Source organism: Streptacidiphilus jeojiensis, from assembly GCF_042510965.1.
GTDB classification, from domain to species: domain Bacteria; phylum Actinomycetota; class Actinomycetes; order Streptomycetales; family Streptomycetaceae; genus Streptacidiphilus; species Streptacidiphilus jeojiensis.
Genome location: NZ_JBEUKS010000006.1, coordinates 251,759 through 272,272, shown reverse-complemented (window position 1 = coordinate 272,272; position 20,514 = coordinate 251,759). Strand labels below are relative to the sequence as shown.

15 protein-coding genes are annotated in these 20,514 nt (G+C 71.3%); 5 read left to right on the top strand and 10 right to left on the bottom strand.

All coding sequences use genetic code 11. The annotated features are described in order from the left end of the window. Positions 1 to 115: 115 nt before the first annotated feature. From ABUW04_RS18770 to efeU, 4 genes are all read right to left on the bottom strand, one after another. The gene (locus ABUW04_RS18770; RefSeq protein ID WP_380565819.1) at positions 116 to 856 is read right to left on the bottom strand and encodes a rhomboid-like protein; all 741 of its coding nucleotides are present in this window, start codon (positions 854 to 856) and stop codon (positions 116 to 118) included. A gap of 88 nt (positions 857 to 944) precedes the next feature. Continuing rightward, complete coding sequence (locus ABUW04_RS18765; RefSeq protein ID WP_380565818.1) at positions 945 to 3,614, bottom strand: beta-glucosidase family protein; 2,670 nt, start codon at positions 3,612 to 3,614, stop codon at positions 945 to 947. A 288-nt stretch (positions 3,615 to 3,902) separates the two neighbouring features. Further along, positions 3,903 to 5,168: an iron uptake transporter deferrochelatase/peroxidase subunit gene (gene efeB, locus ABUW04_RS18760; RefSeq protein ID WP_380521540.1), complete on the bottom strand. Its 1,266-nt coding sequence runs from the start codon at positions 5,166 to 5,168 to the stop codon at positions 3,903 to 3,905. A gap of 74 nt (positions 5,169 to 5,242) precedes the next feature. Next, positions 5,243 to 7,348: an iron uptake transporter permease EfeU gene (gene efeU, locus ABUW04_RS18755; protein ID WP_380565817.1), complete on the bottom strand. Its 2,106-nt coding sequence runs from the start codon at positions 7,346 to 7,348 to the stop codon at positions 5,243 to 5,245. A 94-nt stretch (positions 7,349 to 7,442) separates the two neighbouring features. On the opposite strand from efeU, the gene ABUW04_RS18750 reads away from it, so the two are divergent. Continuing rightward, the gene (locus tag ABUW04_RS18750; RefSeq protein ID WP_380565816.1) at positions 7,443 to 8,171 is read left to right on the top strand and encodes a phosphatase PAP2 family protein; all 729 of its coding nucleotides are present in this window, start codon (positions 7,443 to 7,445) and stop codon (positions 8,169 to 8,171) included. On the opposite strand, the gene ABUW04_RS18745 is transcribed toward ABUW04_RS18750, so the two are convergent. Then, positions 8,086 to 9,375 (bottom strand): SLC13 family permease, encoded by a 1,290-nt coding sequence (locus ABUW04_RS18745; RefSeq protein ID WP_380565815.1) that lies wholly within the window; start codon positions 9,373 to 9,375, stop codon positions 8,086 to 8,088. The genes ABUW04_RS18750 and ABUW04_RS18745 overlap by 86 nt on opposite strands. 141 nt (positions 9,376 to 9,516) lie before the next feature. Here ABUW04_RS18745 and ABUW04_RS18740 point away from each other — a divergent pair, with 141 nt between their 5' ends. The 3 genes from ABUW04_RS18740 (at position 9,517) to ABUW04_RS18730 (ending at position 12,853) form a co-directional block, all read left to right on the top strand. After that, entirely contained in the window at positions 9,517 to 10,176 is a 660-nt protein-coding gene (locus ABUW04_RS18740) for a response regulator transcription factor (protein WP_030252093.1), read from the top strand. Continuing rightward, on the top strand, positions 10,173 to 11,315 hold the full coding sequence (locus tag ABUW04_RS18735; protein ID WP_380565814.1) for a sensor histidine kinase: 1,143 nt from the start codon (positions 10,173 to 10,175) through the stop codon (positions 11,313 to 11,315). The genes ABUW04_RS18740 and ABUW04_RS18735 overlap by 4 nt, the downstream gene beginning before the upstream one ends. 362 nt (positions 11,316 to 11,677) lie before the next feature. Then, on the top strand, positions 11,678 to 12,853 hold the full coding sequence (locus tag ABUW04_RS18730) for a bile acid:sodium symporter (protein WP_380565813.1): 1,176 nt from the start codon (positions 11,678 to 11,680) through the stop codon (positions 12,851 to 12,853). On the opposite strand, the gene ABUW04_RS18725 is transcribed toward ABUW04_RS18730, so the two are convergent. Beyond that, positions 12,819 to 14,831 (bottom strand): hypothetical protein, encoded by a 2,013-nt coding sequence (locus ABUW04_RS18725; RefSeq protein WP_157623662.1) that lies wholly within the window; start codon positions 14,829 to 14,831, stop codon positions 12,819 to 12,821. The two genes, ABUW04_RS18730 and ABUW04_RS18725, sit on opposite strands and share 35 nt — an antisense overlap. A gap of 287 nt (positions 14,832 to 15,118) precedes the next feature. Between ABUW04_RS18725 and ABUW04_RS18720 the strand changes: the two genes are divergently transcribed. Next, a complete protein-coding gene (locus ABUW04_RS18720; RefSeq protein ID WP_380565812.1) occupies positions 15,119 to 15,850 on the top strand; it encodes a COG4705 family protein in 732 nt (243 codons plus the stop codon). Between the two features lie 73 nt (positions 15,851 to 15,923). Here the strand turns inward: ABUW04_RS18720 and ABUW04_RS18715 are convergent, their stop codons facing one another. The 4 genes from ABUW04_RS18715 to ABUW04_RS18700 all read right to left on the bottom strand — a co-directional run bounded on the left by ABUW04_RS18715 (position 15,924) and on the right by ABUW04_RS18700 (position 20,339). Then, positions 15,924 to 16,952 (bottom strand): LacI family DNA-binding transcriptional regulator, encoded by a 1,029-nt coding sequence (locus tag ABUW04_RS18715; RefSeq protein WP_030252077.1) that lies wholly within the window; start codon positions 16,950 to 16,952, stop codon positions 15,924 to 15,926. Positions 16,953 to 17,042: 90 nt separating this feature from the next. Continuing rightward, positions 17,043 to 17,933 (bottom strand): carbohydrate ABC transporter permease, encoded by an 891-nt coding sequence (locus ABUW04_RS18710; RefSeq protein ID WP_380565993.1) that lies wholly within the window; start codon positions 17,931 to 17,933, stop codon positions 17,043 to 17,045. 2 nt (positions 17,934 to 17,935) lie between these two features. Beyond that, on the bottom strand, positions 17,936 to 18,862 hold the full coding sequence (locus ABUW04_RS18705; protein WP_030252074.1) for a carbohydrate ABC transporter permease: 927 nt from the start codon (positions 18,860 to 18,862) through the stop codon (positions 17,936 to 17,938). 157 nt (positions 18,863 to 19,019) lie between these two features. After that, the gene (locus tag ABUW04_RS18700; protein WP_030252072.1) at positions 19,020 to 20,339 is read right to left on the bottom strand and encodes an ABC transporter substrate-binding protein; all 1,320 of its coding nucleotides are present in this window, start codon (positions 20,337 to 20,339) and stop codon (positions 19,020 to 19,022) included. Between the last annotated feature and the right edge of the window lie 175 nt (positions 20,340 to 20,514).

Genomic DNA, 20,514 nt, shown 5'->3' with positions numbered 1-20,514 from the left:
GGGTGTTCGCTGTGGCTCTCGCTACCGCGGTGGGTGGCTCGCAGAAGGGGAAGCAGTAGCGTCAGCGATGCAGCGCAGCGTATGAAGCGGCCATCACCAGGGACAAGGCACGGTGTCATCGCCGGACAGCATGGGTGGTATGCGGGGCGCCCGGCGGCTGCTGCCGATGGCTGCCATCGGCAGCGGCGCTCGTCGGCCGGCCCCGGCCGACCCCGCTGATCCGGGCACCGGCCAGGCCGATCAGCGCGGCGGTGCAGTGCCCGATCGTGGTGAAGTCCGGCAGCGCCCCGTACCACTCGGCGTCGGACAGCGGATACAGCACGGCGGCCCCGGCCCACCAGGGTCGGAGCCGCCGTGGCAGCAGCGGGGTGACCGCGGCCACCGCCGCGATGGACACATAGCTCACGCCGTAGTCCAGGGCGTGCCGGGTCGCCTGCGGATAGGCCCCGTCGCCCACCGCGACGGAGATCACCGCGGTCGTGGTGAGGGTCGCACCGACATGTGCCACCAGCACCAGGGCGACCGCCCGCCGGGTGCCGACACTGCGCTCCAGCACGGCCAGGCAGACGACCAGCCCGACCACCACGACCAGGAAGAAGCTCAGCGCGTCGCCGGTGTCGACCACCAGCAGGCTGCCGAACAGGCTGCGCACCGGGTGCTGTCCCATGTTGTCCAGGTTGGTACTGATGTACTGCCGCAGCCGGACGCCGTCCGACTTGCTCAGGACCCGGCGCAGCAGCGCCGCGTCCACCGCGAGCAGCAGCAGGTAGCCGAAGGCCGCCGGGTTCCGACGCGGATACCCGGCGGCCCACCGGAGCAGCCGGGCCCGCGACGGCCGGAGAGGATCAGTGCGCATGGCGCCCATCATCCCCGGCCGTCGATCACGTCCCCTGCTGCGACGCCCGCGAAGCCTGCGACGCCTGCGACGCCCGACCGGCGCCCACTCAGCCGCCGATGGTGACGGTCCGCGACAGCACGGGGCTGGTGGCGTCGGTGCCCAGGGTCAGCGACCGGGCACCGAGGGCGGTCCTCCAGCCGTCGGCCGCGGTGGACCAGTACTGCAGCTGACGGGTCGGAATGGTGATGGTGACCGTCCGCGACTGACCCGGGGCCAGCCGGACCCGGTCGTAGCCGGCCAGCGCGGTCGGGGCGAACTGCACCCCGGCGGGCGGGTTCCGCGGTGCGCCCAGGTAGAGCTGCGGTACGGCGTCCCCGGTGGCCGACCCGGTGTTGCTGACCCGGAAGCTGACCGCCAGGCCGCTCCCGGTCCGGCGGGCCGACAGGTCCGCGTACCGGAACCGGCTGTAGCTCAGCCCGTAGCCGAAGGGGAACAGCGGGGTCTCCCCGTTGGCCGCGTAGAACCGGTAGCCGACGTCGACGCCCTCGGAGTAGCTGGTCACCGGGCAGTTGAGCAGCGTCGCGCCGAAGGGGGCGCAGGTTCCGGTGCCGCCGACACCGGCGGAGCTGCGCTCGGGGTGGGCCGCCTGGTGCGCCACCTCCTGGCCGAGCGAGGCCGGCCAGGTGAAGGGCAGCCTCCCACCCGGGTTCACCCTGCCGAGCAGGACGTCGGCGGTGGCCTGTCCGCCCTTGTCGCCCGGGTACCACATCTCCAGCACCGACTTCACCTTGCCCAGCCACGGCATGGCGACGGGCTGACTGGTGTTCAGCACCACCACGGTGTCCGGGTTCACCGCCGCCACATCGGCGATCAGCTGGTCCTGGCCCTCCGGCAGCGGCTTCGACAGGTCCCCGTCGCTCCAGGCGAACACCACGGCGGTGCCCGCGTGGCGCGCGGCGTTGACCGCGGCGTCGTGCGCCGCCTGCTGCTGCGCCGGGGTGACCCAGTCCAGCCGCACCTGCACCGGCCGGCCCGAGGCGTCCGGGGTGGCCGCGACCGCCAGGGTGTGCGCCCCCGCGGTCAGATGGACCAGGGTGCGCCCGTTGGCGAGACCGTCGGTGGTGGGCAGCGGACCGTTGCCGTCGGTGGCGTGGACTACGCCGTACCGCGGCCCGGTACTGAACCCGGAACCACCCACCGTGGTCAGGGTGTTGCCGTCCACGGTCAGCCCCGCGGTCGCACCCAGGGCCTGGATGTTCAGCCAGTAGTCCCCGGCCTGAAAGACCGTCAGGGTTCCGCTCCAGGAGGCGGCCTGACCGACAGGCAGGGCGTGGCTGCCGGTGAAGTCCAGCGTCGCGTCGACACCGCCGCCGGCCCGCAGCAGCCCGGGCTGCCCGTCGTGCGACAGCGCCGACGCCGGCACGGCGGTGCCCGTCATGTCGTCCCCGACCGAGTAGCTGATTCCGGAGCTGCCCCGGCGGCCCAGCTCCTGCTGCAGCACCTGGTACGTCCCGGTCTGCTCGGCGACCAGGCCGCCGGACTTCTCACCGCCGCCGTCGGTGGCAATGGTCTGCCCGGCGCCGGGCCCGATCAGCGCCAGCGACGAGAGCGCCTTCCCGCCGAGCGGGAGCGTGGAGCCGTCGTTCTTGAGCAGGGTGGCGGCGTCCTGGCCGGTCTTGAGCACGACCTTCTCGTCGGCCGCGGTCGGCTGGGCGGTCACCGTGTGCTTGGACGCGCCGTCCAGCAGGCCGAACCGGTCGTACTCGTAGAGGATGCGTCCCACCGCCTGGTCGACCCGGGACTCCTGGACCGAGCCGTCGGCGATCGCGGCCTTGAGCGCGGCGGAGGTGAAGTAGGACGGCAGCAGCCCGCCGAACCCGCCGCCGGGCATCTCCATGTCCAGACCGGCGTTGAGGTAGTCGGTGCCGTGGTTGGCGCCCCAGTCGGAGGTCACGAAGCCCTTGAACCCGAGCTCGTTCCGCAGGATGGTCGTCAGCGTGTCCGAACTGTCGCACGCCTGGGCGCTGTTGACGACGTTGTAGGAGCACATCACCGAGGAGACACCGGCGTTGACGGCGTCGGTGAAGGGCTGCAGGTAGATCTCGTGCAGGGTCTGCTGGTCCACGCTGACGTTGTTGCCGCCGTCGTAGGCGATGTAGTGCTTGACCTGCGCCATCGTGCCCTGGCTCTGGATCCCGGTGATCTCGGCGGCACCGGTCTGCCCGGTGAGCAGCGGATCCTCGCCGAAGGTGTTGAAGCCCCGGGACCAGGAGGTGTCGCGGTCCAGGTTGACGAACGGCTCCAGCACCACGTCCTGGCCCATGGCCCTGGCGTCACGGCCGATCACCTCGCCGTTCAGCCGGGCGTCGTTCTGGCTGAAGGTGGCGGCGACGCCCATGGTGGCGGTCATCCCGGTGGAGTCCTGCTCGGTGATCACCCCGGGCGGCCCGTCGCTCAGCCGCAGCGAGGGGATGCCCAGGCGCGGGACGCCCGGCAGGTAGCCGGCCTGGTACTGGGTGGTGGACGCGGCCTCGGCCTGGCCCTCGATCATCGAGAGCTTCTCGTCCAGGGTCATCCTGGCCAGCAGCCGGTCCACCCGGGCGTCCCCGGTGACCGGCGCAGGCCGCGCGGACGCGGTGGGCGCCCCGGCCACGGCGAGCCCGAGGGTACTGAGCAACGCGACGGCACAGACCGTCGCACGGCGGTGGCGCCTGCTGTTGCCGGTCCTGCTGGTCTGGCTGCTCTTGCTGGTCCTGCTGATGAGGGTGGGGTGCATACGGCTCTGCCTCTCTTCAAGGCTGCACGTCTCTGTGCGCCTGCGAGCGGAGAAGCCCCCGCCGTCGGGTGGAACGGCGGGGGCAGCACTGTACGCGAACGGCCGGTGGAGAGCCCCGGCCTGGGCGAACGCATGGCATCACCCGGCGACAACTCGTGAACCTGACTCACGTGTCACCAAAGGACTCACGGCTGACGAGTTTTCATTGGAAGGCGCAAGCGGTCAAGACCTTGCACAGGAAGCAATCAGGATGACGCGCTTGGCTTCACAAGCTGAAGGCAGGCGCCCTCAGGCCGTCGTCGTCGCCAGCAGCCCGCTGCCCAGCCAGTCGGAGGAGTCCTTCACCCCGGGCAGGGCGAAGAAGTAGCCGCCGCCGGTGGGTGAGATGTAGTCGACCAGGGGTTCGTCGATCAACCGGGTCTGGACCGCCTCGAACTGCCGCTTGACATCCTGCTGGTAGCAGCAGAAGGCGAGCCCCATGTCCAGGTTGCCCACCGCGTCGATGCCGCGGTCGTAGTTGTAGCCGCGGCGCAGGATGCGGGAGTCGTCGGTCTTGGCGGTGCGCGGGTTGGCGATCCGGATGTGGGCGTCCAGCGGGATCGCGTTGCCCTGCGGGTCCTTGGCGTAGTCGGGGATGTCGGTCTCGTTGGCACCGTCCAGCGGAGCGCCGGTGTCCTTGCGCCGACCGAACATCAACTCCTGCTCGTTGAGCGAGACCCGGTCCCAGAACTCCACCAGCATCCGGATGATCCGGATCACCTGATAGCTGCCGTCGGTCGCCCAGGCCGGCTCGCCGGCGCCCGAGTCCACCCACACCAGCCGGTCCATCTCCCGGGTGGAGGTGACATCCGGGTTGGCGATGCCGTCCTTGAAGCCCAGTAGGTTGCGCTGCGCGCCGCTGGGACGCGGGGTGTTCTGGAAGCCGTCGATCCGCCACTTCACCTGCATCTGACCGCGGGTGTGCTTGGCGATGTCACGCATCGCGTGCAGCACCGTGTCCTGGCGGTCGGCGCAGATCTGCAGCGACAGGTCCCCGTGCGACTCCGCGGCCTTCAGGTTGTCGTTGGGGAAGGTCCGCATCGGGGTGAGCTTGCGGGGCTTCTGCGCGGCCAGCCCGAAGCGTCCGTCGAAGAGCGACGCACCCACGCCGACGGTCACGGTGAGGCTGTCGGTGGGGACGACCGGGCCGAGGATGCCGTTGTCGGACGGCGGCGCGCCGACACCCAGATCGGGCGGGGTGCCGCCGGAGGTGAGGAAGCGGATCCGCTCGGTGAGGGTCTGCAGCAGGGCCTGCAGACCCTTGCGGTCGGTGGCGATGACGTCCATCGAGAGGAAGATGGCGAACGCCGGTGTGGGCGTGATGATCCCGGCCTGGTGGGCGCCGTGGAAGGCGACCGAACCACTGTCGGAGGTGGCGCCGGAGCCCGACGCGGGGGCGGCGGCCGCGGCGGATCCGCTGCCGAGCGCGACCGCGCCGGTCGCTATCGCGGCACCCGCCGCGCCCGCACCCAACGCCGTCTTGACGACGGCGCGTCGCGAGGTGCCGGCAGTCACGGCGCCGGCAGTCCCGGCTCCGCTCCCGAATCCGAAGGGGCAGCTTCCCGTCGAAGGCTGGTACTGGTCGGTCATCAGGCGGACTTCCGGATCTCGAGCAGGTCGGGGATGGGTGCGAGGTCTTCCAGCAGCTGCCCGGTGGCGCCGTTGACGGCGGCGCGGGCGGTCGGGTCGAGCTGCTCGACGGGTGTCCAGGCGGCGCCCTTGTGCTGGGCGTCCAGCAGTGCGGAGAGCCGCGCGATGTCCGCGTCGACGGTGCCGATGAGCGCGGGGCTGCGCTCGGTGATCAGCGGCCGGAGCACCGAGAGCAGTTCCCTGGTGCCGGCCAGGTTGGCCTGGGCGGTCGCCAGGTTGGTGCCGCTGCCCTCGTCGGTGTCGCCGGTCAGCTCGAACTGGAGGGTGTTCTCCAGGATCTCGTGGGTGCGCAGCGGCAGGTCGGTCGGGTCGAAGTCCTGGCTCGGGAACGCCTTGCGCAGCCCGGCGACGTCGGCCGACAGCTGGACCGCCACGGACGTCAGGCTCTTCGCGGACTCGCCGTGCCACAGCCCGTACTCGAGCCGGTGGAAGCCGGTGAAGTCCGGGTCGTTGACCCCGTCGGGCAGCCCGTCCGCACGACCGTTGATCTTGGCGTCGAACTCGGAGAAGGTGCCGTACGCGGCGCCCAGCGAGGCGTACTGCAGGTGCGCGGTGAGCCAGTCGGCCCTGGCTGCGGCCAGGTTGCCGCCCTTGACGTCGGCCTGCAGCCTGTCGGTCTCGGTGACCAGGGTGGTCAGTCCGGCGTTGACGTAGGCCTTGTAGGCGGCGAGCGGCGCGTCCAGGTCGGCGGCGGCGAGGGGCAGAACGGCCTTGACCGTCCCTCCCCCGGTGACGGTGACGCTGGCCGAGGTGACGGCCTTTCCGCCGGTGGGCACGCAGCGCCAGGCGTAGGTGCCCTTGCCTATGGTGGCGGTGAGGGCGCGGGTGGTGCCCGGGGCCAGGCCTTCGACCTCGCCGAAGACGGCGTTGCTGCCGGGGTCGATCAGGTACACCTCGGAGGTGTCCTTGCCGGTGTTGTGCATCTGGAAGGTCTGCTGGCCCGGCTGCGGAGTGGTGAAACCCTTGCCGCAGGCGGTGGGTGAGACGGTGACGGTCGCCGCGGCGGCCGGCTTGCCGTTGCCGGCCGCGATCACCGCGCCGGCGACGACCGCCGGAACGGCGACCACCGCGACCGGGACCACCCAGCGGGGGCGCGGGCGCCCGACCCCTCCCCCGGTCGGAACCGGCTCCGCTTGCTCCGCCTCCTTCGCCTGCGCCGCACCCTCGGGGGCCGGCTCGGCAGCGGGGGCCGGCTCGGCGGCGGGGGTCGGCTCGGCGGCGGGGACCGGCTTCGGTGCGCGGACGCCGCGCAGGAACAGCGTCATCACCACGGCCAGGTAGACGACGTAGGCGACGACCTGGAGCCAGGTCATCTGGGTCGTCAGATTGAACACGCCCTGCACCAGCGTCGCGTACCAGGAGTTGGCGTCGATGCTGCTGCTGATGTCGACGGCGAAGGCGTGGATGCCGGGAAGGACGCCGCCCTCCTGGAGGTCCCGCATGCCGTAGCCGAGGACCCCCGCCGCGATGACGATCAGGCCCGCGCCGGTCCAGGTGAAGAAGCGGGTCAGATTGATCTTCAGCACCCGCCGGTACAGCGCCCAGCAGAGTACCGTCGCGAGCACCAGCCCGACGGCCGCGCCGATCAGCGGGCCGGTGGACTCCCCCGCCGTCTGCGCGGTGGTCCAGATGAACAGCGCCGTCTCCAGACCCTCACGGCCGACCGCGAGGAAGCTGGTGGCGACCAGCATGCCGGAGCCGACCGCCAGTGCCGCGCCGACCTTGTCCTTCAACTCACCGGCGAGGTTGCGGGCGTTGCGCCGCATCCAGAAGACCATCGCGGTGACGAAGGCGACCGCGATCACGCTCAGGGTGCCGCCGAAGGCCTCCTGCGCGGTGGCGGAGAGGCTGTGCGCGGTGAAGGTCAGTACCGCGCCGAAGCTGAGCGACAGCCCGATCGCGGCCAGGACCCCGGTCCACACCTGCGGAAGCCGTGACTTCTGGTCACTCCGGACCAGGGTGGCCACCAGGATGGAGACGACAAGTCCAGCTTCCAGGCCCTCTCTGAGCCCGATGAGGAAACTCGGGAATGCGTCGTCCCACATCAGTGATCCTTCTGTTCGGCATGCTTAGCTTAGGCATACCTTATGCAACCCACGCATGACTCGTCTACATGGAGGTAGACGCTACGGTGTGACAGTGATCGCACGGCGTCACCGGCGTCCCGTCCGCCTCGGCCTGCTCGCCGCGGCGCTCCTCCTCGCGGCCCTGACCGCCCTGGTGATGGTCCGTGACGGCCGCCCGTTCGGCGTCGACACCGGGCTGCACCACTGGGCGCTGACGCACCGTGACCCCGCCCTCGACCGCTTCGGCATCGACCTGGCGGTCACCGGCACCGGGGCGCCCGCCTACGCCGTAGCCGCCCTGGCGGGTGCCGTCGCCACCGGCACCCGGCGCTGGTGGTGGCGCGGTGCGCTGGTCGGGGTGGCGGCACTGGCATCGGCGGAACTGCTGCGCACCTCACTGGCCACGGCCGTCGGCCGCCCCCGGCCCCCTCGCGCCGACTGGCTCGCCTACGCCTCCGGCCATGCGTTCCCGTCCGGGCACAGCACCACCTCGGCGCTGCTCGCCATCGGCCTGACCGCCGCTCTGCTGACGCACGCTCAGCGCCGTACCACCCGGGCGGCGGCCGTGGTCCTCCCGGCGCTGTGGGCGCTCGCGGTCGGCGTCGACCGGGTCTACCTCGGGGTGCACTGGCCCACCGACGTGCTCGCCGGGTGGCTGCTGGCCGTGGTGGTCGGTGGCGCGCTGCTGCCCCTGCTGGGCGCGCTGACCCGAGCGCTCAGCTCGTCACCCGCAGCATGGCCCACAGGGCGGTGGTGGCCACGACCAGCGTCGCCGGAACCGTCCAGAGACCGAGACGGGTGAACAGGCCCAGCTCCGCGTCGGTCCCGTGGTCGCGGAGCAGCCGGCGCCAGAGCAGGGTGGCCAGCGATCCGGCGTAGCTGAGGTTGGGCCCCAGGTTCACCCCGATCAGCGCGGCCAGCACCGGTCCGGGGCCGCCCGCGGAGAGCACCGGCAGCAGCGCCAGGATCGCGGGCAGGTTGTTGATCGCGTTCGCCAGCACGGCCGCCACCGCCGCGACCGCCAGCAGCGCGGGCAGGTCCGAGGACTGCGGCAGCAGCCCGCCCGCCGCCGACTGCAGCCCGTTGACCATGACCCCTTCGACCACGATCCCGAGCGCCAGCACGAAGACGCAGAACAGCGGATCGGCCGAGCGCAGCAGCGCCAGCGTGGTGGCGCGGCGCCGGTCGCGCGCCCGGGCCACGGCGCGCACGCCCAGCACCAGGACGCCGCCGAGCGCCGCCCAGGCCGGGTTGGCCCCGGCCAGCGAGACCACGGCGAAGCCGGCCAGCGTGAGGGCCAGCACCACCAGGGTGAACAGCGGAACGGGGGTGGGTCCGGCCGGGTCCGCCGGCTCTGCCGGGTCGGGTCCCTCCGGTTCCTCCCGCGGGTCCGCCCGCAGCTCCAAGTCGGCCCGGAAGAAGCGGCGGAAGACCAGGTACTCGATGCCGATGGTCAGCACCCACGCCGGCGCCATCACCACACCGAAGCGGACGAACGAGATCCCGGCGGCGGTGAAGGCCAGCAGATTGGTCAGGTTGGAGACCGGCAGCAGCAGCGAAGCGCTGTTGGCCAGGTGCGCGGTGGCGTAGACGTGCGGACGCGGCCGCGCACCGGCCCTGGCCGCGGCGGCGAAGACGACCGGCGTCAGCAGCACCACCGTGGCGTCCAGGCTGAGCACCGCCGTGGTGACCGAGGCCACCGCGAACACGCCGCCCAGCAACCGCACCGGGCGTCCCCGGCAGGCCCGGGCCACCAGCTCACCGGCGGCGGCGAACAGTCCGTCGTCCGCGCAGAGCCGGGCCAGGACCAGCACCGCGGCCAGGAATCCCACCACCGGCAGCAGCAGTCGGGTCTGCGCCCAGGCCTCGCTGGGCGAGACCGCGCCCAGGAGCACCACCACGGCGGCGGCCGGGACCGCGGCGGCCGCCTCCGGCCAGCCCTTGGGCCGTAGCACCGCGAAGACCAGTACACCCAGCAGCAGGGCGACGGAGAGCCCCTCGGCCACTGCGCTGTTCAGAATGACTCCAGGTCAAGGGGTGTACGGACAGGACGAAGACTACCCGGCTCCTGCCCCCGCAGCGGTCGGCCACACCTCGCCGGGAGCCGGCCGGAGGAGCCCACCAGGGAGCCAGTGGACAATGGCGCCATGCGGATACTGCTGGTGGAGGACGAGGTGCGGCTGGCCGAGCGCATCGCCGAGGGGCTGCGCGACCAGGGCATGGCGGTGGACGTGTGCCACGACGGCGACCAGGCCCTGGCCAAGATCGACCTCACCACCGGCTACGACGTCATGGTGCTGGACCGGGACCTGCCCGGACGCAGCGGCGACCAGGTCTGCCGCGAGCTGACCGGGCGGGCCGACGCGCCGATGGTGCTGATGCTCACCGCACTGTCCGGGACCGACGACCGGGTCGACGGCCTGGCCCTGGGCGCCGACGACTACCTCGGCAAGCCGTTCTCCTTCGCCGAACTGACCCTGCGCGTCCAGGCCCTGGCCCGCCGGGGCCGTTCCCACGCCGCCGTGCTCAGCTGCGGGGACGTGACCATGGACACCCTGCGCCGCACCGTCCACCGCTCCGGACAGCCGGTCGCACTCACCGCCAAGGAGTTCGCCGTGCTGCAGCTGCTGATGGCCGCGGACGGCGCCGTGCTCAGCCAGGAGCAGTTGCTGGAGCGCGCCTGGGACGAGCACGCGGACCCGTTCACCAACACGGTCCGGGTCACCGTCAACCGGCTGCGCCGCAAGCTCGGCGCCCCCGAGCTGGTGGAGACCGTGGTCGGCGCGGGCTACCGGATCAGCGCATGAGGCGGCCACGGCCGGGGATGCCCCCGCTCACCATCAGGGCCCGGCTCACGCTCACCTACGCCGCGCTGTTCACCCTCGGCGGCAGCGCCCTGGTGCTGGCCCTGACCACGGCCTTCTACCACTTCATCTTCCAGCCGCTGCCCGACGACCAGATCCCCAGCAGCCTGGACCCCGACCACGACCACTTCGTCGGCCTCAGCGACCAGATCCGCGACGCCGCCGCCTCGCACCTGCTCCGGGTCGCGCTGGCCCTGCTGGTGCTGGTGGTCGCGGTCTCGGCGCTGGTCGGCTGGTGGGTCGCCGGGCGGCTGCTGCGTCCCATCGCCGACATCACCGCCGCCGCCCGCCGCGCCAGCGGCACCACCCTGCACGAGCGGCTCAACCTCTCCGGCCCGTCGGACGAGCTCAAGGAGCTCGGCGACACCTTCGACCAGATGCTCGAACGCCTGGACGCGGCCTTCGCCGCCCAGCGCCGCTTCGTCGCCAACGCCAGCCACGAACTGCGCACACCGCTCGCGCTGACCCGCGCCGCCGTCGAGGTCACCCTGGCCAAACCGGAGCCGGACCAGGAGCAGTGGCGCAGCATGGCGCACGACGTCGCCGACTCCACGGTCCGGGCCCAGCAGCTGATCGACGCCCTGCTCACGCTGGCCCGCTCGGAGCAGCGGCTCACCGATCCGGAGGAGGACGACCTGGCCGACATCGCCGCCGAGGCGATGGACCGGGTGGCCGCCCGGTGCCGGGAGCGGCGGCTGCGGGTGGAGTCCGATCTCGGGCCGGCTCCGCTGCACGGCAGTGTCGCCCTGCTCGGGATCGCGGTGGCGAACCTGCTGGAGAACGCGGTGAAGTACGGCAGCGAAGGCGGCCTGCTACGGGTCACCAGCGCACGGAGCGGGGCCGACCGGGTCGAACTCACCGTGGTCAACGACGGTCCGGCGCTGCCGGCCGACCGGCTCGACCGGCTCTTCGAACCCTTCCAGCGCGGCCGGGGCCGGGCCCCGGGGCCGGACGCCCCGGAGGGGGCAGGTCTGGGCCTGTCCATCGTCCGCGCCGTCGCCACCGCCCACGGCGGCCGGGTCACCGCCACGGCCCGCCCGGAGGGCGGACTGGCCGTCAGCCTGCTGCTCCCCGCGGCCTGATCGGCGCGCTCGGCCTGACTGACGCGCTCAGGCCGACCGGCGCGCTCAGGAGGGCCAACCCGCCCAGAACCAGAGCACGACGGCCTGGGCGATGAACAGCATCACCTCGCCGCCCTCCCGGGACTGCAGCCAGGACCATGCCTGCTGGGTCTGTCGCATGCGCCTTCTCCTGGATCGCTCTTCGTCTTCGCCGTCATCATCGTCTACATGCCTGTAGACAAAGCTACCCCCAAACCACTCGATCAGGTGATCCACACCGATCTGACGTGACATCGACCCCGCCGACGTGATGCGGTCCTACCAGGTCCGCATCATCGATCGACCGCTGACCTGGTCGATCGCCGCCGATCGGGGGAACCCTCATGGCCGGTACGCAGCCATCTCGCAGGGAACCAGAAACGGGAGCACTCACCCTGCTCGCCGGAGCACTGCAACGGAACCTTCTGTGGATCATGGTCGGGGCGTACGTCCTGGCCGCCGTCCTGCCCGGTCCCGGGGAGGCGGTCCGCTCCGTCACGCTCGGAAGGATCGGCGCCACCGCACTTCCGCTGCAGGCGGGTCTGCTCGCGGTGGTGGTGTTCAACGCCGGGCTGACGGCCAGGGCCGAGCGGCTGCCCGCGCTGCTGCGCCGTCCCGGGCCGCTGGCGCTCGGGGTGGCGATCAACGCGCTACTCCCCAGTGTGCTGCTGGCGGTGGCCTCGGTCGGCGCGGAGGGGTGGCACAACCCGCGCGAGGCGCAGAGCCTGCTGGCCGGGCTGGCCCTGATCGGGGCGATGCCGGTGGCGGCCGGCGCCACCGTCTTCTCCCAGGGCGACGAGGGCAGCGCCACGCTCAGCCTGGGCCTGGTGCTGGGCTCCACCCTGCTCAGCCCGCTGACCATCCCGCTCGGCCTGCACCTGGGCGGATTCCTCACCACCGGCGGCTACGCCGCCGACCTGCACGCCGCGGCGAAGACGGCCGGCAGCCTGTTCGCCGTCCTGGTCGTCGTGCTGCCCTGCCTGCTGGGGCTGCTGACCGGACGGCTGGCCACAGTGCTCAGGGGCGGCCGGTCCGGTCGGGGCTCGACCCCGCCGCTGATCCGGCTGGTCAACCTGGCGGTGGTGGTCACCCTCAGCTACACCAACGCCTGCGGGGCGCTGCGCCAGGTGATCCGCAGACCGGACCCGGACTTCCTGCTGCTGGTGGTCGCCGCCGCGGCGCTGATGTGCTCGGTGTCGTTCCTCTGCGGCTGGGTGATCGCGGGCCGGCTCCGCTGCGACCGCGGCGAGGCCGTGGCGCTCACCTACGCGTCGGGCATGAACAACAGCAGCGCCAGCGCGGTACTGGCGGCGACCCGGATACCGGACCACCCTGCGGTGCTGCTGCCGATCCTCGCCTACAGCCTGCTGCAGAAGATCCTGGCCGGTTCGGTGGGCCGGTTCATCGGCAGTCCCGTCCTGCCGCCCGTCCTGCCGCCCGGACGGGAGGCAGGACGGGATGCGGCAGCGGGCCGCGCCGGACCCGTCAGCGGGTCCAGTCCGGACGCAGGGTCACGCTGAGGATGGTGCGGTACTCGGCGGGCTGGGCCGCCGGGACGGTGTAGAGGCTGCTCGGGTCGGTGCCCTGCACCGAGCCGGTGCTCGGCAGCGGCTTGGGCGTGGAGTAGCCGGCGAACAGCATGGTCAGCGTGCCATTGCCGTTCTGCACCACGGTCGGGTCGTAGACCCGGCCCGAGTAGTAGCCGGAGAGGCCGAGCGCGCCACCGCTGGTCGCCTGCTTCGCCAGGGCGGAGAAGGTGTAGTCGGTGCCGATCAGCTTCTGCGGGGTGCTCCAGTTCTTCCCGTCCTCGGACGAGGAGTAGAAGATCTGGTTGAAGGCGTCGCTGTCACCGTCCGAGGCGTAGGCGCCGGACAGGAACAGGCCGTAGCTGCCGTCCGGGTTGGTGATGACCGTGCCGCGCGAGCCGACCCAGCGCAGCACCGAGTCGCTGCTGGAGGTCGGGTCGTTGAGTCCGGAGACCTGGCCGAGGTCGGTGAAGTGCACGCCGTCGTAGGTGTAGGCGGCGCGGACCACCGAGTAGTCCTCGTTGTTGCCGTAGAGCGACTTGGGCTTGTTCTTGCCCTCGCCGATCGCGGCCAGCTGGGCGTAGGGGACGGTGGCCGCGCCGGGGGCGCCGACGCTGCTGCCCTTGGCCACCGCACCGGTGCCGCCGGTGCAGCCGGTCAGATCGGTCGCGTCCGCGCCGGTGCAGCTGACCTGCACGATGCCGGCCGCCGTGCCCAGGCTCACGGTCACCGAACCGCCGCTCGGCTGCAGCGCGGAGGTGTCCGCGACCGGAATGGTGGCCGCGGGCAGCGTCACGGCCGCCGTGGTGGTGGTCGGGGTGAAGTAGTTGACGATCTTCTCGGTGTAGAGCACCGCGACGCTGCCCCTGGGCGCGCCCTGGTAGTGCGACAGGGTGCTGATGATGCCGTCCGGGGCGATCAGACCCGAGGTCTGGTCGGCGCCCGCCGGGATCACCGCGTCCGCCTTGACCGCGTCGCCCGCCGCGACGCTGACCCCGGCCGCGTCGCGGGTGGTGCACCCGGTCAGTGCGGTGGCCGTGGCGGCGGCGTCGTTGCAGTCCACGATGTGGCCGTCGACGTTGAAGTGGCCCGGCTGCTCGAAGTTCGCGGTCGAGCCGACGTTCACGGTGACGCCCGCGCCGGTCGGACCGGCCGGGATGCTGACCGCCGCGGTTGCGGTGGTGCTGCCGCCCATGCCGACCGGCTCGGTCGCCGGCAGTCCGGCCAGCGGGTCGTCGCCCTTGGGCGTGAGCTTGTGCACGATCAGGTTGACGCCCAGCGCGTCCCCGGTGGGACGGCTCAGCGTGTAGAGGACCTGCGCCCGCTTGCCGCTGCCCGCCTGGCCGTTGCCGCCGTAGCCGGGAACGGACAGCACGAAGGCGTGGCCCTGGCCGTCGTCGTCGGTGTTGCCGGTCGCGCACAGGCCCGCGTTCTGCTCCAGCGCCTCGCCGGTGTACTTCCAGGTCTTGCCGTGGTCGGTCGAGGTGGCCGAGACCACCGCCTCGTCCGTGTCCTTCGGCCGGTAGTCGAAGTAGCCGGTCAGCGTGCGGCCGCCGTCGTCGCTGGTGACGAACGGGAAGTAGTACGGCTGCATCGGCAGCACGCTGCCCTTGGGCTGGCGCAGCACCGTGCCGGTCGCCGAACTGGTGCCGTTGTCGGTGGAGCAGTAGCCGGTGAGCGGACCGGGGGTGCCGGTGGAGCCGCTCTGCGCGGGCACGGCACCGGTGCCGGCCGGGTCGACGGCCACATTGGGGTAGGTCACCCCGCCGACGCTGATGGTGCTGCCGAACGCCGGGTCCCCCTGGGAGAGGGTCCACGGACCACCCTTGACCTTGTCGACCACCGGGGTGCCGACGGAGTAGCCGGCCAGGTGCCGGTGGGACTGGTGCAGGCTGCTCTGCGGCAGGGCGGCGACGCAGGCGAGCGCAGCCACGCCGACGGCTGCTGCCGTCGCTGTACGGCGACGAGTCATGGGGAAGCCCTTCAGGGGTGGGCGGGACGGGGATTCGGCGTGATCCTGACCCTTCGTCGGCGAAGTCGGCAGTGGCCGGGGCGACTGTTCACCCGGTGTTACGGCTCCGGCATCCGGCCGGTTGCCGGAGCGCTGACAAGTTGGGCCTGTTATCCGGGTGTTAGGTGCCTCGTGCGAGGCTGGCGCGGTCCATGTACTGCTCGAGAACGGTCGCCGCCTCCATGTCGACAGGCCAGATTGCAGCAAGGCACCGCGCGACGACGTCCGCGCGGCACGCCCTGAGCAAGGTGCCCGAAGTCACCCTGTACTTCTGGATCACCAAGGTCCTCACCACCGGGATGGGCGAGACCACATCGGACTTCCTGGCCCAGCACATCGACCCGGTGATCGCCGTGGGCCTGGGCTTCGTCGCCTTCGCCGCCGCGATGCTGCTGCAACTGCGTGCGACCCGCTACACCGCCTGGATCTACTGGACCGCGGTGGTGATGGTGAGCGTCTTCGGCACCATGGCCGCCGATGTGCTGCACGTCCAGTTCAAGATCCCGTACACGGTGTCCACCGCGTTCTTCAGCGTGGTCCTGGCCGTGGTCCTGGTCGCCTGGTACAAGGTCGAGGGGACGCTGTCGATCCACAGCATCCACACCCGCAGCCGCGAGCTCTTCTACTGGGCCACCGTGCTGACGACCTTCGCGCTGGGCACCGCAGCGGGCGACCTGACCGCGATGAACCTGCACCTGGGCTACTGGGCCTCCGGCGTGCTCTTCGCGGTGCTGATCGCGATCCCCGCGGTGGCGCACTGGCGCTTCGGGATGAACCCGATCGGCGCCTTCTGGTTCGCCTACATCATCACCCGCCCGCTCGGCGCCTCCTTCGCCGACTGGATGGCGGTCTCCCACGCCCGCGGCGGCCTCGCCTGGGGCACCGGACCGGTCAGCCTCGGCTGGGCCGTGGTCATCCTGGGCTTCGTGGTCTACCTGGCCGTCTCCCGCAAGGACGTCGCCGAGCGCGAGCAGGGCTGAACCCCGGCAGCACCGGAGGCCGTGTCGCAGGTCGGTCTCTCCGACCGGCGACACGGCCTCCCGTGCTGCCCGCTCAGGCCGAAGCCCGCACGATCAGCTCCGTCGGCAGGATCACCGAGGCCGGGGGCTCGCCCGCGATCAGGGACTGCAGCACCCGGACCATCTCCGCGCTGATCCGGTCCCAGGGCTGACGGACCGTCGTCAGCGCCGGGCGGGTGTTCGCGGCGATGGTGGAGTCGTCGAAGCCGCCGACCGCGACGTCCTCCGGCACCCGGCGGCCGGCCTGTTCCAGGGCGGCCAGGGCGCCGTCCGCCATCAGGTCGGAGGCGACGAAGACCGCGTCCAGGTCCGGGGCGGCGGCCAGCAGCGCGGTCATCGCAGCCTCGCCGCCGGCCCGGCTGTAGTCGCCCTCGGCGACCAGGGCCGGGTCCTGCGGCAGGCCGGCCTCGGCCAGGGTCTCCCGGTAGCCGTTCAGGCGGTCGACCCCGCCGGGGGTGTCCAGCGGGCCGGTGATGGTGGCGATCCTGCGGCGGCCGGTGCCGAGCAGGTACCGCACCATCGCCCGCGCGCCCTCGTTGTCGTCCGCGGCGACATAGGGCGTGGTCGAGGTGTGCCCGAGTGGCTTGCCACAGGCCACGACCGGCATCCGGGCCTCGTCCAGCAGCTCCACCATCGGGTTGCCGGAGTGCGAGGAGACCAGCAGGACGCCGTCGACGTGTCCCGAGGTGATGTAACGGCCTATCCGGCGGCGCTCCTCCTCGGTGCCCGCGATCATCAGCAGCAGCGGGATGTCGTGCTTGGCGAGGGCCGTGGTGCAGCCGCGCAGCAGCTGGTTGAAGTTCGGGTCCTCGAAGAAGCGCGTCTGCGGCTCGGTCAGCAGGAAGGCGACCGAGTCGGAGCGCTGGGTGACCAGGCTGCGGGCATGGCGGTTGACGACGTACCCGGTCTTGCGGATGGCGGCGTTGACCGCCTTCAGCGCCTCCGGGCTGACGTTGTGCCCGCCCTGCAGCACCCGGGAGACGGTGCCGCGGGAGATCCCCGCCTCACGGGCGACGTCGTGGATGGTCGGCGGCCGGCGACGGGCCGGCGTTGCTTCGGTCATCTGCGGTGACGGTTCTTCCTCGAACGGTAGGACGGTACTGAACGGTTCTGAAGGGCTCTGCACGGCAGGGGTCCGGCTGCTGATGCCTGATCAGGACTTTACGGCCCCGGACAGCAGGTCGAGGCGCCAATAGCGCTGGAGCGACAGGAACAGTGCGATCAGCGGCAGCACCGAGATCAGCGAGCCGGTGATCACCAGGGTGTAGAGGGCCGGGGCGGCCGCGCCCTGCTTCAGCAGCGTGAACAGGCCCACCGTCACCGGGAACTTGCTGTCGTCGCCGAGCATGATGAAGGGCAGCAGGAAGTTGTTCCAGATCGCCACGAACTGGAACAGGAACACGGTGACCAGCCCCGGCATCATCATCGGCAGCGCCACCGAGCGGAAGGTGCGCCACTCGGACGCGCCGTCGATCCGGGACGCCTCCAGCAGTTCGTCGGGGATCGCGCCGGCGGCGTAGATCCTGGCGAGGTAGATGCCGTAGGGGCTGAGGATGCTCGGGATCAGCACGGACCAGTAGGTGTCGGCCAGACCGGCCTTGGCCATCAGCAGGTACTGCGGGATGGCCAGCACCACCGGCGGCATCAGCACACCGGCCAGCAGGGTGTTGAAGATCGCGTTGCGCCCGGAGAAGCGGTACTTGGCCAGGGCGTATCCGGTGACCCCGGAGACCCCGGCGGACAGCAGCGCACCGACCCCGGCGTAGAAGGCGGAGTTCAGCATCCAGGTCCAGAACTCGCCGTTCCGGTAGGCGCTGAGGTCGTGCAGGTTGGAGAGCAGGCCGGTGCCGGGGAACAGGGTGAAGCTGGTGAACAGCTGCGCGCTGCTCTTGGTGGCGGCTGTCAGCACCCACACCACCGGTATCAGGCAGTAGACCGCGCCGGCCAGCAGGCCGAGGGTGGGGGCCCAGCCGATGCGGCGGAGCCGGGAGGTGAGCGGGGAGCCGCTCACGGGCACGCTGACGCGGGTGGCGTCCTGGGTCATCGTCACTGCTGCTCCCCATAGGCACGGCTGCCGACCAGCTTCAGGAATCCGAAGGAGATCACGAGCGTCACCGCCGCGATGACCACCGAGGTGGCCGAGGCGGAGTAGATGTCACCACGGACGAACGCGTCGCGGTAGACCTTCATCAGCGGGCTCCAGGTGGAGGAGATGCCGTTGGTCAGCGGCGCCAGCGTGGTGGGTTCGCTGAACACCTGAAGCGTGGCGATCAGCGAGAAGAAGAAGGTGAGGACGAGCGAGGGGAGCACCATCGGGATCTTGATCCGCAGTGCGATCTGCAGCTCGGACGCGCCGTCGAGCCGGGCCGCCTCGTACACCTCTGCGGGGATGGAGCGCAGCGAGGTGTAGATGACGACCATGTTGAAGCCGGTGCCGCCCCAGACCGCGATGTTCGCCAGCGCGACGTACATGCCGTGGCCGGAGAGCAGTTGCGGGCCGCTCATGCCGAGCTTGCCGAGCAGGAAGTAGCCCGGGCTGGTGGTCGGCAGGTAGAGGAAGCCCCAGAGCAGGCTGGCCACCACGCCGGGGATGGCGTAGGGCAGGAAGATCGCGATGCGCGAGAAGGCCCGCAGCCGGACCTTGTCGGCGTCCAGCAGCAGGGCGAACAGCAGCGCCAGGCCGAGCATGACCGGAACCAGCATCGCGCCGTAGACCAGCACCCGGGCGGTGCCGTTGAGCAGCTCCGGGTCGCTGAGTGCCGAGGCGTAGTTGGACAGCCCGGCCCAGCCCTCGCTGCGCGAGCCGGGCCCCAGCCCCAGCCCCTGGATGTGGATCTTGCGGAAGCTGAGGTAGCCCGCGTAGCCGATGGGCAGGGCGAACATCAGCGAGAACAGCACGATCGCCGGGGCGAGGAATCCGTAGGGCGCCAGTCGGAACGTGCGACGCCTGGGGGGTGGGGCTGCCGTGGCCATGGGGCGCGGCTCCGTTCCAGGGGTTGAGGGTGGGGGCTGGGGAGCAGGGAGTGGGGGTGGGTGAAGCGGTGCAGGTCGGGGGCTGGGAGGGGTGCCCCCGCCCGGGTGGAGGCACCAGCCCGGGCGGGGGAGTCTCAGCGGTGCTGCGGTGGTGGCGTCAGCCGGCGACCTTGAAGCCCTGCTTCTGCATGTCGGCCAGGGTGGCCTGGTTCATGGTGTTCAGCGCGGCCACGAAGTCGCTCTTGTTCTGCGCGGCCTTGCCGAAGGCGTCCTTGAAGGCGCTGTAGGCGACGTTGACGTTGGGTCCCCAGGCGGCGGGGGCCGTGGTCGCGGCGATCTTGGCGGCGCTGGTGTAGAAGTCGGGCTGGTTGCTGAAGAAGTCGGGCGCGGTGGCCAGGGCGCCGCCGGTCTGGGCGTCGCTGGCGGCCGGGTACACGTAGGAGTCCTTGACCAGCGCGGCGACGGCGGTCGGGTCGGTGTTCAGCCACAGCGCGAACTGGGCCGCCGCGTCCTGGTGCTTGGAGTTGTTGGTCACGGCCGTGGACGAGCCGCCCCAGCTGCCGGTGACGTTCTCGCCCGCGCTCCACTGCGGCAGCGGGGCCATGGCCCACTTGCCCTTGGTGGCGGGGGCGCTGCTGCTGAGCACACCGGGCGCCCAGACCGCGCTGACCCAGGCGAGCTGGGAGCCGTCGGCGAGGGCCTTGCTCCAGGCCGGGGTGTACATCGGCTGGTTGTCGATGGTGCCGTTCTTGACCAGGTTGCCCCAGAAGCTGGCCACCTTCTGGGTGGCCGCGTCGTTGATGGCGACCTTCCAGGTGTCGCCGCTGGTGGTCCACCAGGAGGCGCCGGCCTGCTGGGCCAGGCCGGCGAACAGGCCCGCGTCGTTGCTGGAGAAGGTGGTGAGGGACTTCTTCGGGTCCGCCGCGTGCAGCTTGGCCGCGTCCGCGGCGAACTGGTCCCAGGTGGTGGGGACGGTCAGCCCGTACTTGGCGAAGAGGTCCTTGCGGTAGAAGAACATCAGCGGACCGCTGTCCTGCGGTATGGCGTAGACGGCGTTGGAGCCGAGGGTCACCTGCTTCCAGATGCCCGCCGCGAACTTGCCGGACGCGGAGCCGTCCTGCTTGGAGATGTCGGCGAGGACGTTGTTGCTGACCAGCGTGGGCAGCGCCTGGTACTCGGCCTGCACCAGGTCGGGGGCGCCGCCGGCCTTCGCCGCGGTGATCACCTTGGTGAGCAGGTCGTCGCCGGAGGCCTGCTTCTCCACGGTGACCTGGATGTTCGGGTGGGACTTGTTCCAGATCGCCACGACCTGGTCGAGACCGGGGGCCCAGGCCCAGTAGGTGAGCTTGACCGGACCAGAGGCCGTGGCCTGGGTGCTCGCACCGGCGGAGGAAGTGGAGCCGCTGCTGCTGCAGCCGGCGAGAAGAGCGGTGGCGACACCGGCGGCCGTCAGGCCGAGGGCGATGCGACGGTGCATCGAAAGCATGGACACTCCAACGGACGAGGACGTCCGCACCATGCGGACTGTCGTCTTCAGTCACTGTGAGCGTTCACAGTACGGAAACCAACACGACACTTGTCAAGAGTTGTTGCAATCCGGTTATCCAAGGGCCTGCAAATCCCGACTTTCCGGCAGTCAGCAGCTCAGAAGT

Bases quoted from the DNA above. Each gene is read 5' to 3' on its own strand.
- ABUW04_RS18770 (WP_380565819.1), bottom strand. From the start codon at position 856: ATGCGCACTGATCCTCTCCGGCCGTCGCGGGCCCGGCTGCTCCGGTGG.
- ABUW04_RS18765 (WP_380565818.1), bottom strand. From the start codon at position 3,614: ATGCACCCCACCCTCATCAGCAGGACCAGCAAGAGCAGCCAGACCAGC.
- efeU (WP_380565817.1), bottom strand. From the start codon at position 7,348: ATGTGGGACGACGCATTCCCGAGTTTCCTCATCGGGCTCAGAGAGGGC.
- ABUW04_RS18740 (WP_030252093.1), top strand. From the start codon at position 9,517: ATGCGGATACTGCTGGTGGAGGACGAGGTGCGGCTGGCCGAGCGCATC.
- ABUW04_RS18735 (WP_380565814.1), top strand. From the start codon at position 10,173: ATGAGGCGGCCACGGCCGGGGATGCCCCCGCTCACCATCAGGGCCCGG.
- ABUW04_RS18730 (WP_380565813.1), top strand. From the start codon at position 11,678: ATGGCCGGTACGCAGCCATCTCGCAGGGAACCAGAAACGGGAGCACTC.
- ABUW04_RS18725 (WP_157623662.1), bottom strand. From the start codon at position 14,831: ATGACTCGTCGCCGTACAGCGACGGCAGCAGCCGTCGGCGTGGCTGCG.
- ABUW04_RS18715 (WP_030252077.1), bottom strand. From the start codon at position 16,952: ATGACCGAAGCAACGCCGGCCCGTCGCCGGCCGCCGACCATCCACGAC.
- ABUW04_RS18710 (WP_380565993.1), bottom strand. From the start codon at position 17,933: ATGACCCAGGACGCCACCCGCGTCAGCGTGCCCGTGAGCGGCTCCCCG.
- ABUW04_RS18705 (WP_030252074.1), bottom strand. From the start codon at position 18,862: ATGGCCACGGCAGCCCCACCCCCCAGGCGTCGCACGTTCCGACTGGCG.
- ABUW04_RS18700 (WP_030252072.1), bottom strand. From the start codon at position 20,339: ATGCACCGTCGCATCGCCCTCGGCCTGACGGCCGCCGGTGTCGCCACC.